Annotated in this window: 13 protein-coding genes; 10 read left to right on the top strand and 3 right to left on the bottom strand. The window is 39.5% G+C overall.

Annotated features, from left to right (window positions below; genetic code table 11):
* The first annotated feature begins 4 nt into the window (after nt 1-4).
* From AUO94_RS00395 to AUO94_RS00375, 5 genes are all read left to right on the top strand, one after another.
* Nucleotides 5-1,186, top strand: a complete 1,182-nt coding sequence (locus tag AUO94_RS00395; protein ID WP_058385392.1) for a metal-dependent hydrolase family protein — start codon at nt 5-7, stop codon at nt 1,184-1,186.
* A complete protein-coding gene (locus tag AUO94_RS00390; protein ID WP_058385391.1) occupies nt 1,176-2,393 on the top strand; it encodes a M20 metallopeptidase family protein in 1,218 nt (405 codons plus the stop codon). The genes AUO94_RS00395 and AUO94_RS00390 overlap by 11 nt, the downstream gene beginning before the upstream one ends.
* Before the next feature lie 133 nt (nt 2,394-2,526).
* A complete protein-coding gene (locus AUO94_RS00385; protein WP_058385390.1) occupies nt 2,527-4,248 on the top strand; it encodes a GAF domain-containing protein in 1,722 nt (573 codons plus the stop codon).
* Between the two features lie 703 nt (nt 4,249-4,951).
* Nucleotides 4,952-5,647 (top strand): hypothetical protein, encoded by a 696-nt coding sequence (locus AUO94_RS00380; RefSeq protein WP_058386904.1) that lies wholly within the window; start codon nt 4,952-4,954, stop codon nt 5,645-5,647.
* An 84-nt stretch (nt 5,648-5,731) separates the two neighbouring features.
* Nucleotides 5,732-6,652 (top strand): HD-GYP domain-containing protein, encoded by a 921-nt coding sequence (locus AUO94_RS00375; protein WP_058385389.1) that lies wholly within the window; start codon nt 5,732-5,734, stop codon nt 6,650-6,652.
* A gap of 72 nt (nt 6,653-6,724) precedes the next feature.
* Here AUO94_RS00375 and AUO94_RS00370 read toward each other — a convergent pair whose 3' ends face one another.
* Nucleotides 6,725-7,384: a TetR/AcrR family transcriptional regulator gene (locus AUO94_RS00370; protein ID WP_237150155.1), complete on the bottom strand. Its 660-nt coding sequence runs from the start codon at nt 7,382-7,384 to the stop codon at nt 6,725-6,727.
* Nucleotides 7,385-7,525: 141 nt separating this feature from the next.
* Here AUO94_RS00370 and AUO94_RS00365 point away from each other — a divergent pair, with 141 nt between their 5' ends.
* The 3 genes from AUO94_RS00365 (at nt 7,526) to AUO94_RS00355 (ending at nt 11,724) form a co-directional block, all read left to right on the top strand.
* The gene (locus AUO94_RS00365) at nt 7,526-9,088 is read left to right on the top strand and encodes a BCCT family transporter (protein ID WP_058385388.1); all 1,563 of its coding nucleotides are present in this window, start codon (nt 7,526-7,528) and stop codon (nt 9,086-9,088) included.
* Between the two features lie 26 nt (nt 9,089-9,114).
* Nucleotides 9,115-11,160 (top strand): CocE/NonD family hydrolase, encoded by a 2,046-nt coding sequence (locus AUO94_RS00360; protein WP_058385387.1) that lies wholly within the window; start codon nt 9,115-9,117, stop codon nt 11,158-11,160.
* 75 nt (nt 11,161-11,235) lie between these two features.
* Complete coding sequence (locus AUO94_RS00355) at nt 11,236-11,724, top strand: DUF2179 domain-containing protein (RefSeq protein ID WP_058386902.1); 489 nt, start codon at nt 11,236-11,238, stop codon at nt 11,722-11,724.
* A 106-nt stretch (nt 11,725-11,830) separates the two neighbouring features.
* On the opposite strand, the gene AUO94_RS00350 is transcribed toward AUO94_RS00355, so the two are convergent.
* Complete coding sequence (locus AUO94_RS00350) at nt 11,831-12,922, bottom strand: FAD-dependent oxidoreductase (protein ID WP_058385386.1); 1,092 nt, start codon at nt 12,920-12,922, stop codon at nt 11,831-11,833.
* A gap of 16 nt (nt 12,923-12,938) precedes the next feature.
* Nucleotides 12,939-13,520: a CDP-alcohol phosphatidyltransferase family protein gene (locus AUO94_RS00345; RefSeq protein WP_058385385.1), complete on the bottom strand. Its 582-nt coding sequence runs from the start codon at nt 13,518-13,520 to the stop codon at nt 12,939-12,941.
* Nucleotides 13,521-13,711: 191 nt separating this feature from the next.
* Between AUO94_RS00345 and AUO94_RS00340 the strand changes: the two genes are divergently transcribed.
* Together AUO94_RS00340 and AUO94_RS00335 are read left to right on the top strand one after the other, a co-directional pair.
* Nucleotides 13,712-15,595: an FAD-dependent oxidoreductase gene (locus tag AUO94_RS00340; RefSeq protein WP_058385384.1), complete on the top strand. Its 1,884-nt coding sequence runs from the start codon at nt 13,712-13,714 to the stop codon at nt 15,593-15,595.
* Nucleotides 15,592-16,251, top strand: a complete 660-nt coding sequence (locus AUO94_RS00335) for a TVP38/TMEM64 family protein (RefSeq protein ID WP_058385383.1) — start codon at nt 15,592-15,594, stop codon at nt 16,249-16,251. Before AUO94_RS00340 ends, AUO94_RS00335 begins: the two co-directional genes overlap by 4 nt.
* Nucleotides 16,252-16,275 lie beyond the last annotated feature (24 nt).

Raw genomic sequence — 16,275 nt, 5'->3', positions numbered from 1 at the left:
TTCAATGTCTTTGAAGATAAAAAATGTCACGATTTACACAGGTAGAGGTGACAAGCTCATCCAATCAGCTATCATTGTTGAAGCAAATAAAATTATAGCAGTTGGAGAAGAAGCAGTTGATAAAGAAGCTGAAACCGTAATCGATGGTCAAGGGAAAACCATTGTACCTGGATTCTTTGATATGCATATTCATCTTGGCATGGACGGAATAGCTGACCCATTTTCTCAAATTGCCACTGATAGTCAGGCGACTTCTGCGTATCGTCATCAAGCTAACGGAAAAAAACAGTTACAATCAGGCGTGACCAGCGTCCGCAATTTAGGATCTAAATGGCACATTGATTTGGCCTACCGGGATGCAGTAAATAACGGAATTGTTACAGGGCCTACTGTTTATGGCTCTGGTCAACCTATTGTCATGACAGGTGGCCACGGATATCCACTCGCTTCTGAGGCTGATGGGGAAGACGAAGTCCGTAAAATGGCGCGCCAAACTTTGAAACAGGGTGCCGATGTATTAAAGTTAATGGCAACTGGAGGTGTCATGACACCTGGAGTCGATCCAGGTTCTCCACAACTATCGGAAAGCGAAATGAGGACAGCGGTTGAAGAAGCGCTACATGCTGGTAAGACAACGGCTTCGCATGCTCAAGGGACTGTTGGTATTCAAAATGCTGTGCGTGCGGGAATTACGACGATTGAGCATGGTATTTTTCTTGATGATGAAACGATTGAACTAATGATTAAACACGATACCGTATTAGTTCCTACTCTTGCAGCACCTTATTATATTGTGCAAAATGCAGATTCAGGCGCGATTCCACCGCACGCTGTCAAAAAAGCTATGTACTGTTACGAAGTTCACAAAGAAAGTTTTCGAAAAGCTGTAGCTGCGGGCGTGAAAATTGCTGCGGGCACAGACGCTGGTACACCGTTTAACTTGCACGGTGACTTTGCTAAAGAACTTGAGTTGATGCATGAAGGTGGGATGTCTATTCGTGACATTATTACTGCTGCAACTTTTTCTGCTGCTTCCGTTCTCACTGTTCAAAACGAAACGGGATCATTGGAGAAAGACAAAATAGCCGATTTTATTATCCTGTCTGAAGACCCAGAAGATAAGCTTTCTGCTTTTCGTTCAGTCGAAACCGTATATCAAGGAGGAGAAGTTGTCCATGTCTACTAATATTCAGAAAACGTCTATACAACATGAAAAAATCCAAAAGTTAGCAGGTCGATTAGAAAATCTATATTCTGAAATGGTTAGTATCCGTCGTCATCTTCATCAATATCCTGAACTTTCTCATCAAGAAGTCGAAACACCTAAATACATTGCTGAGTACTACCGAACTTTAGGATTAGAAGTCAGAACCGGTGTTGGCGGGCGAGGTGTAGTCGCTAAATTCAATGTTGCTCATGCGCAAAAAACCATTGCTTTCCGTGCGGATTTTGATGCTTTGCCGATTCAAGATCAAAAAGATGTCGCTTACAAGTCGACAATTCCTGGTGTTATGCATGCTTGTGGTCACGATGGACATACAGCGGCACTAATGGTTTTTGCTAAAAGCTTAGTTGAAAATCCTGAGCAAGTGAACAACAATGTCGTCTTTATCCATCAATTCGGTGAAGAAGAATACCCAGGAGGTGCACAAGCGATGATCGCAGATGGTTGCCTTGAAGGCGTTGACGCAGTATATGGTTGCCACCTTCAAAGTACGATGCCTTCAGGAACCATGTACTACAAAGAAGGATTTATCCAAGCTGCAGTTGATACCTTTATCATTACCGTTAACGGCAAAGGTGGACACGGTGCTATACCGCAAGAAACAATCGATCCCATTGTCACAGCGTCACACATTGTTACAGCACTTCAGTCGGTCGTCAGCCGTAATACAAATCCTTTAAAGCAACTCGTTATTTCTGTCGGCTCTATTAACAGCGGCCAAGCCAATAATGTCATTCCTACTACAGCGGTCATGACCGGGACGATCCGTTCTTATGAACCGGAAGTACGCGCGCTCGCTGCTGAAAGATTAACAACAATCGCAAATCAAGTGGCAAAAGCATTTGGGGCTGAAGCCGATACCGCAATTGAAAAAGGTTATGATGCTTTGTGGAATCATTCTGAGGAAACCCAATTAGCCAAACGTGCAATGGAGGGAATTCTTGGGGCTGAAGCGGTGATCGAAACCCCATCAGTCATGCCCGGTGAAGACTTTTGCTACTATACACAACATAGACCGGGTTCTTTTATTTTCGCGGGCGCTCAATTAGCAGAAGACGACAGAGTGTATCCACATCATCACGCTCGGTTTGATTTTGACGAAACGGCAATGCTCCATACAGCCAAATCATTTGCTGCGATTTTATTTGAATATGAGCTTGTAAAATAAACTTTGTAACGGTCCCATAAGCCTCTAGTCTAAAACAGACAGAGAAAAAGAAACTCTTTTTCTCTGTCTGTTTTTTCTTGTAATCGTGATAAGCTAGAATTCACTACATAACTAGAGAAAGTAGAGGATTGCTATGAACCAGATACCTGAAAAAAACTTTTCTCCTTCCCAAATGGAAGCGCTTATTAAAGTGGCGGAAGCAGTTAATTCTACATTAAATATGAATGAATTGTTTCAGTTAACTCTAAAAGAAGCGATCAAAGCAATTCCGGATGCTGATGGAGGCGTGCTCTTTTTGTACGATGAAAGCATACAGAAACTTGTCTGTTTATCATATGTCAATTTCACAAGTGATGTAGAAGGTATTTGCTTAGATTCACATGAATCGTTTACTGGAAAATGTTTTTCTACGCGAGAACCCGTTTTAATCACTTCTGCTTCTCAACTTGCAGGCGGAACGAAATCAATGAGTGATCAAAATAAAGCATTACTTGCAGCTTCAATTGCTCAACATACAGGCCCTTATGCTTACCGGGCTATGTGTGTTCCGTTAATTACAGAAAATGATGCGTGCATCGGTGTCATTACGCTGAATGGGTTTGCAGAACATGGAACTTTTACAGAAAAAGATTTACGTTTACTTCAGGCAATTGCAGGTCAAGCAGCCATTGCACTTGCCAAAGCTCGTCTGCACGAAGATGTAAAAAAGAAAAATGAACAATTCGAGCAAATTATCCAGTATCAGCAAAAACTTCTCATAAAAATGAGTGATGGTGTCGGTTTGATGCAAATGCTCGAACAATTAGCTGATCAAATTCAGAAACCTTTATCAATATTGACAATTTATGGTGAAGATTTGCAAATGGGAGACCAGGAAAAACACACTCATAAAAATGAATTCCTCATACAAAGTGGACGTTTCTTGTTGGGCAAATTGCTAGTAGCTACCAAACAGAATGAACAACTTTCCGATTCAGACGTGTACTTTATTCAGCAAAGTATTCTGTATCTCACTCTCGAAATTAACCGGAACGCTGCACTCCGTGAAGTGGAACACCGCTTTAAATCTGAATTAATGGAAGACCTTTTAAAAGGAATGTTAAGTGATACGTTTATCAAAAGAGCTAAAGATTTAGGGTTAGATACGCGTTTCCGATTTTTGCCAGTCGCTGCAGAAGCCGTAATGGAAGAGGATAGCAACACACTTGCAGCACTTATGGCTAGAAGAGAAATCGCTCATTTGTTTCAGATGGAAGTAAACCAACGTTTTCCAGGAAGTTTAATCGTCTCAAAAGAGCAGTCTTTTATTTTTTTGTTGTCAATCAAGGACAAAGCCACAAAACATGACTTATTGGAAAAAGTTAAGCGCATGGCAAAAGATTTGCAAGTGGCTATTTCGCATCAACAGCTAGATGCTACTGTCAAGTTGGCTGTTGGACCGTGCGTTTCGCAAATCGATCGTTTGCCGGATTCCATAGAAGACTCTTTGAAAGTATTAACGTTTATGCGCTCTTCTCGAGTTAAAGATAAAGTAATGGACTACCAATCACTTGGTTTCGAGCGACTTCTCGTATCTAATAAAGACAAGGATATTGAAGCATTTATTATTTCGACATTGGGACCGGTCATCGACTATGATCGGAAAAAAAGTGCAGAGCTTTTAAAAACGCTAATAGCCTATACACAATTTATTCAATTTCCAGGTCAAGCAGCAAAAGAATTGCATATTCATTTGAATACGCTGCACTATCGATTAAAAAGGATTTCAGAACTATTAAATACAGATTTACAAAACCCCGATGAGTTATTAAATATCCAGCTTGCCTGTAAGCTTTTGAGAAATTCTAAGACTTAGTAAAACAATGTTGTTTTGTAATATGAACTTTTAGCCATTTAGTATAAACTACTGACGAAAGAGACACTGTCTTGTCAAATAAAATGGCAGGTAATGATACTAGAGGAAGTTAAAGGGAATGAGGTAAAAACAATTCCAGCTAGTCATTTTCGAATGGTAGATACCCTTTCTATTGATTTTAAAAATGAGTTGATTGTGCTCGTTTAAAGAACAAGAACAACAGTAGAAACTTTATGTTCATACGTATTGAATATTAGGGGCCTGTACAACAATTAGCACCTTGATTTTGATACGACAATAACGGGTAAAACTACAGCAGCAATACATGGTATAAATTAAAACAACTGTCCATCTAATCAAATTTAATCGAAATAAAAGCTAATTAACTGGAAAAATTCCACTAGTAACTGCATAAACCCTTGCAATTATTAAAGGGACAAAATGATTAAGCTTCAACTTATTTTTCATACATACATATTTAAAATTTTATTTCAATTAATGACAGAAAAATTAAATAATTCATAGATTTAGGTATTTAAACCCTGTACAATAGGACTAGATAATAAATTAGTTTCATTTAAAATCATGGCCATTCCGAATAAAAAAGAAAGGTTATTGTAAAAAGTAAATAGTTAGAATGTGCATCAAATGTTAAATGGTCTTTTTATTATCTAAATTGAAAAAGTGGAGAGTGATTATTTTGATGAAGAAGTTTGTATCAATGTCATTAATGCTCGTGTTATTAACAGGTGTAGCAAGTCCAGCTTTTGCAACGAGTGATAAGGATTATGAAGAAGCAATTCGCATGATTGAAAAAACCAACCTTGAGATTGATAAAAAAATCGAAAAAGCTGTAACAGAAGCAGATGAACTTCAAGCCGAGTATCTACTAGACATACGAGAAATTGAAGAAGGTGGCAAAATTTTTGATATACAAAAAGAAAAAAACAAAATACTATCAGAAATGGAAGAATCAAAAAATGATGTGAATAAGCAACAAAAATACGAAGAAAAGTTGCTGAAATTAGAAGCGAAACTTGGTGAAGAACAAGCGAAAATCGAAAAAGAAATGAAAGAAATTAGCGCTGAAATTGAAGAACTTACAAAAATAATGATTTTAACAGAAGAAAAAGATTCAAGTAAATTAAATAAACAGGTCAATAAGCTAAATGAAAAACTGAATAAAAAATCTATAAAGCATGCCGAAATAACTGCCGAGTATACCGAAGATTTAAATGAAGTTATTACAAAAATTTATGATGTAACACTTAAAATGTCTGCCGAAACAATTGCAAAAGCAGCCAGTAAAGGGGTAGAGGCGGAATGTAGCTGGAAACTTGTACGTTTTGCTGATCAATGGGTTTGGATTGATCCAATTCGTGTAGTTGGCAGGAGATAATTTTTACAATTCAGCATTTTTATGTAGTACAATAAAGACGAGTTCATTGTGAACTCGTCTTTATTCGCATTAAGGTGGGATGATATGGACGGTTTTAAAGTCGGTAAAAAAGGAGAATTCCTCGAAACGGTTAGTTTTGACGATAACTCAGTCTTCAGCCTTATTACTAAAGGAGATGGTGTTGAAATATTGCATCAATCCATCGAAGAGGAAATGTTATTTTATGTTTATCCGAGTGAAAATGCGAAAGCAATTGAGTTTTATTTTATTATTTCGGGAGAAGTCCTGTATGAAGCTGATCACCGACAAGAGAAACTAGGTCCTGAAGATTACTTTACGACACGGGGCCTTAAAGAACCCATTTATTTTACTGCATTATCTAAAGTAACATTATTATGTGTTTTCACAGAACAGACATTCTTTCATATTAGTAATGACATCTCGAAATTAATGGATATTATGAACCAAGTTGAGGAAAAAGATAGGTACACAAATAAACATAGTGACCGAGTAGCTGCCTACTCGGTTAAAATTGCTCAAAAGTTAAAATTAAACAAAGTTCAACTTGAAAATTTAATCGTGGCGGCATTCTTACATGACATTGGAAAAATCTACGTACCTTCAGAGGTGCTAAATAAACCTGGCCGACTAACCGATGAAGAATTTGAGATCATGAAAAAACATCCTCTTGATGGGGCAGAAATGGTAAAAAATTCGTATTATCATGAACTTGTACCGATTATTGAACAGCATCATGAGAGACTCAATGGCAGTGGCTATCCTTATGGGTTAAGTGGAGATACAATTCTTTTGGAAGCAAGAATTATTGCAGTAAGTGATACTTTTGATGCTATGACAGAAGATCGGGTATATAGAAAAGCACTTAGCGATGATACAGCGATGGGCGAACTAAAAAAAATGGCTGGAACACATTATGATCTAGATGTAGTCGATGCTTTTGAACGAGTCTTATTAGAAGAAGGTAAAATCGGTCGAATAATTTAACATAAAAAAGCAAAAGACAACTGGAATGATTCCAGTTGTCTTTTGCTTTTTTATGAAACGAGTTATCTCCGATTATTCACTGGTGAGTTTACTGGAAACAATCTCTCGTACATACTGCATTGTCCGTTCATGAGCTTCTAGTGCAGAGTAACGATTGCGGTTATTTAAAACATTTGTAAACATTCCTTGCCATATTAAGTTAGTTAGTTCGTTTAGTTCTTCTGCTTGCTTTTCATTCAATAAACCTGCTTTGATCATATGGCTTATCGCATGACGACCGCGTTCATCAATACTGCGCTCCATTAGTGCTGGTTTTAATTCTTCCGATACGTCTAATAAATCTGCTGGGTAGAGTTCGTAATAATGTATTAATAAACTTTCAGGATGTTCCCCTAGATCCATTAAAAATGCAGCATGGAAAACTTCAGGGTTTTTAAACGAGTAGTCACTAAATACTTCCCATGCAACTAAGTATTTCTCTATTGGATCCGTTGTTTTCTTCATCTCTGCAGTGACCAATTCAATATAAGGTTTCATGAATTTCAATGAGGCAAAGAACAATAAATGCGACAATTCCCCGAAGTAGTTATAAATCGTAGCGCTATTATAACCTGCTTTTTCTGCTACCTTTCGAATTGTTATATGTTGGTAGCCTTCTGTTCGAATTAACTCCTCAGTAGCATCTATAAAATAGGTCCACATCCGTCTTTTTTTTAGTTCTTTATTGTCCAACTAGGTCCACTTCCTCGAAAATTATTTATTTTTAAAAAATATTGATTATTCCTTCAAAATTATGATAACATAAAAAAATAAAAATAATCATGATTATAAAATAAACTTGATTATTTCTAATTGTACAAAGGGGGAATAATAATGGGGAAAGTAAAAATTGATCCGCTGGTTTTCTGGTCTTCGCTGGTGGTAATCGTTGTTGCAACACTGTCACTAGTAATTTTTAGAAAGTCAGCAGAACCTGTGATGAACAAGATGATGACAGGAATAACTTACAACTTAGATTGGGTATTTCAATTTCTAACGTTTGGCGTGTTCATTTTACTCGTGTGGTTAGTTTTTAGTAAGTACGGTAAAGTGCGTCTGGGAGACGAAGCACCTGAATTCTCAACATTTAGTTGGGGAGCCATGCTGTTTTGTGCGGGGATGGGCACAAGCATTATGTTCTGGTCGATGATGGAACCGATGTATTACTACATGGGTCCGCCTTTTGGGATAGAGCCTAATAGCACTCAATCTGCAGAATGGGCAGTAGCTTACGGTATGTTTCATTGGGGGATTTCTGCATGGTCACTTTACGCTTTACCGACCGTCACGATTGCCTATTCTTTTTTTGTAAAGAAAAATCGTTCATTAAAAATCAGCACAGCCTGTAAAGGGGTTTTAGGGAAATATGCTGATGGACCGATTGGGAAACTTATCGACATATTGGTTATTTGGAGTTTGGTCGGAGGACTTGGAACTTCGCTTGGTCTTGGTGTACCCATGGTCTCCGCAGTTATCGGAGAAATTTTTGGTGTTCAACAATCGCTGCAACTAAGCATTATTATTATTGTTATTTGGACAATTATTTATAGTGCAAGCGCTTATATGGGATTGTATAAAGGCATTCGTAAACTTAGTGATTGGAACGTGTATTTGGCGCTGGGCTTGGCATTATTTGTTCTTATTACGGGACCAACTTTATTTATTTTATCAAACTTTAGCAATAGTTTTGGGCTGATGCTCCAGAACTTCGCATTGATGAGCTTTTCGACCGATCCAATTGCAAAAGGCGGATTCCCGCAAGCGTGGACCGTGTTCTATTGGGCATGGTTCGCTGCGACTGCACCTTTTATCGGCTTGTTTGTAGCAAGAATTTCTAGAGGTCGTACAATTCGTGAATTGATCGTGCATATTTTATTATGGGGTTCACTCGGCAGCTGGATTTATTTCGGTATATTTGGTGGTTATACGCTGAATTTACAACTAACAGGTGCATTAAATGTGGTGGATGTGCTAAATAACAGTGGAGGCCCTAGTACTATAGTAGAAATTTTAAAAACAATGCCACTCGACTTTTTAGTGTTGCCATTTTTTGCAGTGCTTGCGTTTATCTTCTTAGCAACCTCACTCGATTCAGCAACGTATATTCTCTCTGCAATTGCGACAAAAGAGTTAATAGGGGATCAAGAGCCGGCACGTTGGCATCGTATGCTTTGGGGAGCCATTCTTGCTGTATTGGCGATTTCGTTATTAATGATTGGCGGACTTAAAGTTATTCAAACTTCTTCCGTCATTGTATCGGTACCCGTCATTCTCTTGTATGTCTTACTGACGCTTTCTCTCTTAAGGTGGCTCAAGCAAGATTATCCTGATACTTCGCTTGTATACAAAACAGCAATGGATGAAGAACTAGTACAGGAAAGTAAAGCAAAAGAATAAAAAAATTTTGAAGAGGTGAATAATTAATGGTTTTTAACGTTCGCGAAAGCACGCGTAGCATTAAACGAGAATTTCCATATGAAGTGGAAGTGACGGACCACATTTGGATACCGATGTCCGATGGTACACGATTATCTGCAAAGTTATGGATTCCTAAAAGTGCGACAACCCATCCAGTACCAGTCATTTTGGAATATCTTCCCTACCGAAAAAACGAGTTCACCGCATTACGTGACTCGATTCGTCATCCTTATTTTGCTGGCCATGGTTATGCTAGCGTGCGTGTAGATATTCGCGGTTGCGGAGACTCTGAAGGATTTATCTATGACGAATATGCTAAACAAGAACAAGATGATGCGCTTGAAGTTCTTGACTGGCTATCAAAACAACAGTGGTCTACCGGTTCGGTCGGTATGATTGGGAAATCATGGGGCGGCTTTAATGGGTTACAAGTCGCAGCTTTGCAACATCCCGCATTGAAAACCATTATTACCTTATGTTCAACAGACGATCGTTACGCTGATGATGTTCATTATAAAGGTGGTGCGGTACTGGCTTCAGATATGCTGTGGTGGGCTTCTACAATGCTCGTATATAATGCGCGTCCTGCAGATCCAGAAAATTTTGGATCTGCATGGCGAGAAAACTGGTTAGAGCGGTTAGAAAAAACACCGCCATTTGTTGAAGAATGGATGCGTCATCAGCGCCGAGACGATTATTGGAAACACGGTTCAATTTGTGAAAACTATGAGGATATTAAAATTCCTGTTTACGCAGTTGGTGGCTGGGCAGATGGCTATACAAATGCGGTATTCCGCTTAATGGAAAAGCTAAAAGGACCGAAAAAAGGCTTGATTGGTCCTTGGGCACATGAATATCCAGAAGTCGCAGTACCTGGTCCTCAAATTGGATTTTTACAGGAGTGTCTTCGTTGGTGGGACCAATGGCTGAAAGAAGAGGAAACGGGCATTATGGATGAACCTGCACTGCGTATGTGGCTTCAAGACGCAGTACCACCAAAAACCGATTATCACATTCGTCCTGGTGAATGGGTTCTTGAAAAAAGTTGGCCAACACAAAATACACAAGAAAAAATTTACTATTTGGGCAATCACCAGCTAGTTACAAACTCGAATTACGGGATTGAAAAGTTAAAAACGCACCAACAACATGGGTTATATGCGGGCGTTTATTGTCCATTTGGACAAGAAGGTGATATGGCTTCAGACCAGGCAATTGAAAACGGCTTATCTAATACTTTTACGAGCAAACCGCTCGTTAAAGAACTGAGCATTTTAGGTTTTCCAAAAGTAAAACTGAAAGTAACAAGTGACAGGAAGCGTGCGAATCTTGCTGTACGTTTAAGTGACTTATCTCCCGAAGGAACTTCTAAGTTAATATCGTGGGGGCAGTTAAATTTGACGCACCGAAACAGTCACGAATTCCCTGAAGATGTACCTGTCGAAGAAGAATTTACAGTATTGGTTGAGATGGATGCTATTGGCTATAAAGTACCAGTAGGTCACTGTTTACAATTATCTGTATCTCCAACTTATTGGCCGCATGCATGGCCAACAGCTGATGAAGGTGAGATTTTCATTATTAAAGATGAAGATACGCAATTGATTTTGCCTGACTACACCAATACTACAAAAGAGCAGGACATCATTCCATTCGAGCATCCTGAAACAGCCGCTGTTATGGAGCGCGAAATCATGCGCGAAGCTGGACGAACACGAGAAATCAATCACAATACGGTTACAAATGAGTGGATTCTAAATGATTTTTCAGACGAAGGATGTCGTCGTTTACCAAATAACGGTCTTGAGTATGGGAGTACGAACAAGAATGTTTACCGCATCACAGAAGGAAATCCATTGTCTGCATCTGTTCAGTGTGACTGGACTTTAACGGTAGGAAGAAAAGACTGGCAGACACGTCTTGAGTCTAGTTCGACTATGACGTCGGATGCGCAGAAATTTTATGTCACGAGCCAGTTAAAAGCGCTCGAAGGAGACAACGTGCTTTATGATACATGCAAGACTTTTGAAGTCGATCGTGATTTTAATTAATCGACTATCCTAACAATAGGCGGGGATGTAGTGAGTTCGATTTTGTTGCTTATTGTCGTTATAAATGTTGCTTACATGACGCTTTTCACGTTGCGAATGATTTTAGTTATTAAAGGATATCGAAAAATCGCTGCATTTTTGTCTATGATTGAAGTGTTTATCTATTTAATGGGATTAACCATTGTTCTTGATAATTTAGATAACCCATTTAATCTGGCAGCCTATTGCTTAGGATGGGGAGCTGGAGTATATCTTGGAGGTATAATTGAAAACCGCTTAGCGCTTGGTTATATTGTTTTTGATATTATCGTCGATGCTCTCGAAATTGATTTGCCAATGCATCTACGTGGCAAAGGTTACGGAGTGACTTCCTGGACTGCTGAAGGAAAAGATGGAGAACGTCTGTGTTTAAAAGTTCTTGCTAAACGAAAAAATGAAGCTAAGCTTCGTAAGTTTGTTACACAGTTATCGCCAAAAGCCTTTATCATTTCCTATGAGCCTAGTCGCTATAACGGCGGATTTCTTATGGGGAGCTTTGAAGCAATGATGAAAATTAGTAAGTAAATACAAGCTATTTTAACAAAAGACTTCTTGTTCATTCAAGAAGTCTTTTGTCATCTATTCAAGTATAAGCAATCTGCAAATATTGGGCTGTCACGTAATAACTTTTTTATTCATAAAGATCCTTAAAGCGCCTCATAAACTTTCGGTCGATGCGCTGCTTGAGCTTCCAAGGGATTTTGCCATGTAGCAGTTGCTTACCATAAGAAAGAAATGCTTCGCCTTCGCCTGTCGATAAGATTGCGATGAATTTTTTTTGTGGATGGAATGGCAACAGCTGGTCTTTGGATAAGTGGTTAGTTAAGTTCTTCCAAAGAATCGGACCTTGCCGAACAGCGTATACCCCATTTTTCGCAAGCGTCGGATAGCGGGCGATTGTGATGCAATCCCCGGCACCAAAAATATCGGGGTACAGAACGCTTTGCAACGCCTCATTGACTAATAGAAATCCACTGGTATCTGTGGGTAATCCGGAAGTGCGGAACAAAGCTGCACTTTTGGGTCCTGTCAGCCAAAGAACAGCTGATTGGGGATGCTGTTGATTTGTGCTGGTGGTAACTCGGGTGTCATCAATCGCTTTAATTGACACGCCTGAGAAAAAAGACAGCGCTTTTTGTGTAGCGATCGCTTCGATTTTTTTCGAAGCCCGTTTGCCTTGTCCAATCAACAAAGCAGTTGAACTAAACAAGGCGATGTTTGCCGGTAAATGTTCTTGCTTTCTCCACGCAAGAACAGAAAAGGCCAATTCAACACCAGAAGCCCCTCCTCCAACAATCACGGGGTGTGCAGCATTGCGCACGTGTTTAAGTTGTTCTGGGAACCGGTAGTTGGGTTTAATCGATAAGGCGTGTTCTGATATAGACTCTGGGACATCTGTTTGGGATCCAATATCAAACGATACTGCGTCATACGAATAGATCGCATCGTCTGCACCAGTTAAGGTTTTCGCTTTTGGATCAATAGAGATAATGGCATCTTCTACAAACAAAGCACCAATTTTTTTACACAGCTTTTTCAAATCAATTCGAATATCATTTAGGCTGTAAACACCTTCTGTGTAACCTGAGAACATGCCAGAATAATACTGATAAGGAGAAGCAGAAATCAACAAGACGCGCCAACTTTTCGAATGATCATTATTTAGCTGTTCTAGACAATGCAAATGTGCATGGCCGCCTCCTACTAAGATCAGAGTTTTCATATCATTTCACTTCTCCCTATTTCAAAATCCGCCTAGCTTCAGCCATGCGTTGACCTATCGTAACAAGCTGCACCGCGAAAAAAATCAGGGCAATCGTAGTTAAGTATGTTGAAAAAACAATCATTAGGGTAAAGAGTATAAAGCCTTCTGTTCTTTCAGCTAGTCCTGCCTGGTAATAGAATGATTTCATTCCTTCTTTATCTACCAATGCACCAACTGTCAGAAAAACAGTCATGGCGACAATAATAGAGGCACTCAGCAACAACAATGCCCACATTGAATCGGGAAAGCGGAAGGCAAGTCCTAAAATGACACTGATTTCTACGAGGCGATCAAAACTTATGTCGAGCAATGTCCCCCAGGCAGACGGCTTGGTTTTTCTGGCCATCGTGCCATCGACTACATCCAAATAACCAGAAAACCACAAAACAACAACTGCCCAAAATGGCTGGTCTAAATAAATAAAAAGGCCTGAAGACATGCCGACAATAAAGGCGATTTTTGTTACACCATCAGCAGTGAAATTCAATTTAAGTAATAAATCTGCCGTCTTTTCAACAGTCGGCTGAACGTGTTTCCGTGCGTGCGTATCCAGCATCAAATGCACCTTCTTATTTTCAAGATAGTTTCAGTATATAATACAGAGCCGTTTCTAACCCGTAATTCCACTCGGATTTGAAATGAGCTGGATTTAAGACTAAGTATAAAGGACCGAGGGAAATTAAGAGTAAGTTTTCAGTATTTATTGTTAAGATAGAATTAATTCAGAAAAGAAAGGAAATGATATTGATGGTTAAAAATTATGATATCGCAATAATTGGAGCTGGCGCAGCGGGACTAACGGCCGCATTTACAGCAGCGGGGTTTTCAAAAAGCGTTGTGCTAATCGATAAAAATCTACCAGGCGGAGAATGTACTTGGTCGGGGTGTATTCCGAGTAAGTCATTAATCAATATCGCAAAAGAAGTTCATCACGCTAAGAAGTACACGCCAAGTCTTCAAGTTGATACTTCAGTCGTGTTAACAGACATCCAAGAAGTTATCCAAAAAGTTTATGCTGGTGAATCTCCGGAAGTATTGCAGCAATCGGGCATAGACTTTATGAATAGCTACGCCAAATTTGTTGGACCGCATACATTGGAGGTAGACGGTGAACGGATCGAAGCAAAGAAAATCATCTTGTCTACAGGATCATCACCAATGGTGCCACCAATAGATGGATTGGACAACGTGTCTTATTTAACAAATGAAACCATTTTCAAACAGAAATCGTTCCCGAAAACGATGACTATTCTTGGTGGTGGAGCGATCGGAGTTGAACTGAGTCAAGCGTTAAACCGAATAGGTGTTAAGGTAACGCTTGTTGAAAAATTCGAACGGATTTTGCCGAAAGACGAAGAAGAATTAGTGTTGATGATCCAGCAGCGTTTAATTGATGAAGGTGTCATCATTCATACAGGTGCGACTGCTGTTCGAGCTGAGCAAAAAGACGACATTATCGACTTGAAAATCGAAAAAAATGGCAGCGAACTGACGGTTTCTGGTGAAGGACTGCTTGTTGCGCTTGGTCGTCAGGCAAACGTTAAAGGATACGGTCTGGAAACAGCAGGCGTTGAGTTTGATTCCAAAAAAATTCAAGTAGACGATCATTTAGAGACAACAACTAAAGGGATTTATGCGATTGGGGATGTTGTGGGTCCTTATCAATTATCCCATATGGCAAACGCACAAGGGATCACCGCTACTCAAAATGCCATTTTGCCGATTAACCGAAAAATGGATTACGAGCACGTGACTTGGTGTACATACACAGATCCAGAACTCGGCAGATCTGGTTTATCTGAAGAAGAAGCGCGTGAAAAATACGGCGATTCAATTCGCGTTTATGAACACCAGTATGCGGATTTAGACCGTGCCAATACGAAAAAAGATAGCATTGGCAAAGTGAAAATTATTTTGGATAAAAAAGGCTATATTTTGGGAGCGAGTATTTTGGGGGACCGTGCAGGTGAAATCATTAGCCAAATCCAAACCATTAAAACCTTGAAAATTAATATGGGCAAATTATCAGGAGTTATCCATCCGTACCCAACTTATAGTGAAGTATTGGTGAAAATCGGCAAGAAGGTTTATGTAGATAATTTATTGAACCAACCCCTCGTTAAAACTTTTAATAAAGCTAAAGATGGGGAATTATCAGTCGAAAAAATGGCGCTGTATGGTACTGCGGCTGTAGCAGGAATCAGCCTAGCGAACATTGCCATTCAAAACAGTGTCAAACCAAAGCTCGGTGAAAAAAACGGCCGCTTAAAAGAAATGCCCTCATCGCCCAATGCGGTGTCATCCCAAACTACTGCTAAAGACAAGCATGTCCCAGCATGGCCTTACAACGGCAGTAAAAATGATGCTAAAAAAAGTTTGATCGGTATGCTAAAAGGTTATGAAGGTGCAGAAATTCGACAAAATGATGAAAATTACGTTTACGTTGTTGTTACGTCTAAAGCGCTTAAATTTAAAGATGATATTGAATTCTTCTTTAACGATGCTACTCAGCGAATTGAGTTCCGATCTGCTTCACGTGTAGGCTACTCAGATTGGGGCGTCAATCGAAAACGGTACGATGATATGAGAAATCGCTACTATAGCATCTCGACCCATCGCCTTAACTCATGAGTAAGAGTAGAGCGTCACAAATAGCTAAGTGGCTACTGATTGCTGTTGCAGTGGGACTGGTGATTTGGCTTAGCCGTTCTGTATTTCAAGTAGATGCCAACGACCTCCGTAAATGGATCCTGTCATTTGGATTGTGGTCACCGGTAATCTATATCTTAATCTATACAGTTCGACCATTGATCTTTTTTCCGGCATCGATCTTGTCAATCGCCGGCGGCTTAGCCTTTGGCGCCTGGCTGGGAACGCTTTATACCATTATCGGCGCGACACTCGGCGCGATGCTGTCATTTTATGTTGCCAAAACACTAGGCAACAAGCTAGTTCGCAAAACTTGGACTGGAAACGTTAGAAAAATTCAATCTCAAATGGAACAAAATGGCTTTTTTTACGTATTGCTGTTTCGTTTTATTCCAGTCATTAATTTTGATTTGATTAGCTATGTTGCCGCATTTGCAAAGGTTCGTTTCACTTCCTTTGCTCTGGCTACTTTTATTGGCATCATTCCGGGCACTTTCGCTTACAATTTTTTAGGAAGTAGTTTTGTTAGCGGAAACCCGAAAATTATCATTCTCGCCGTTGTCGTTTTCGTTATTATGACAGTAGTGCCGATTACGTTGCGAAATCGCTGGAACAAAAAACAGCTGCTCGATAAATAATCACAAATTCATCAACGGATTTAG

The organism is Planococcus kocurii, assembly GCF_001465835.2.
Classification (GTDB): domain Bacteria; phylum Bacillota; class Bacilli; order Bacillales_A; family Planococcaceae; genus Planococcus; species Planococcus kocurii.
This window is presented reverse-complemented; position numbering and strand designations above follow the sequence as displayed.

Coding starts and splice junctions, on each gene's coding strand:
- AUO94_RS00335 (WP_058385383.1), top strand. CDS start 15,592: ATGAGTAAGAGTAGAGCGTCACAAATAGCTAAGTGGCTACTGATTGCT.
- AUO94_RS00350 (WP_058385386.1), bottom strand. CDS start 12,922: ATGAAAACTCTGATCTTAGTAGGAGGCGGCCATGCACATTTGCATTGT.
- AUO94_RS00365 (WP_058385388.1), top strand. CDS start 7,526: ATGGGGAAAGTAAAAATTGATCCGCTGGTTTTCTGGTCTTCGCTGGTG.
- AUO94_RS00390 (WP_058385391.1), top strand. CDS start 1,176: ATGTCTACTAATATTCAGAAAACGTCTATACAACATGAAAAAATCCAA.
- AUO94_RS00385 (WP_058385390.1), top strand. CDS start 2,527: ATGAACCAGATACCTGAAAAAAACTTTTCTCCTTCCCAAATGGAAGCG.
- AUO94_RS00375 (WP_058385389.1), top strand. CDS start 5,732: ATGGACGGTTTTAAAGTCGGTAAAAAAGGAGAATTCCTCGAAACGGTT.
- AUO94_RS00340 (WP_058385384.1), top strand. CDS start 13,712: ATGGTTAAAAATTATGATATCGCAATAATTGGAGCTGGCGCAGCGGGA.
- AUO94_RS00360 (WP_058385387.1), top strand. CDS start 9,115: ATGGTTTTTAACGTTCGCGAAAGCACGCGTAGCATTAAACGAGAATTT.
- AUO94_RS00355 (WP_058386902.1), top strand. CDS start 11,236: ATGACGCTTTTCACGTTGCGAATGATTTTAGTTATTAAAGGATATCGA.
- AUO94_RS00345 (WP_058385385.1), bottom strand. CDS start 13,520: ATGCTGGATACGCACGCACGGAAACACGTTCAGCCGACTGTTGAAAAG.
- AUO94_RS00380 (WP_058386904.1), top strand. CDS start 4,952: ATGAAGAAGTTTGTATCAATGTCATTAATGCTCGTGTTATTAACAGGT.
- AUO94_RS00395 (WP_058385392.1), top strand. CDS start 5: ATGTCTTTGAAGATAAAAAATGTCACGATTTACACAGGTAGAGGTGAC.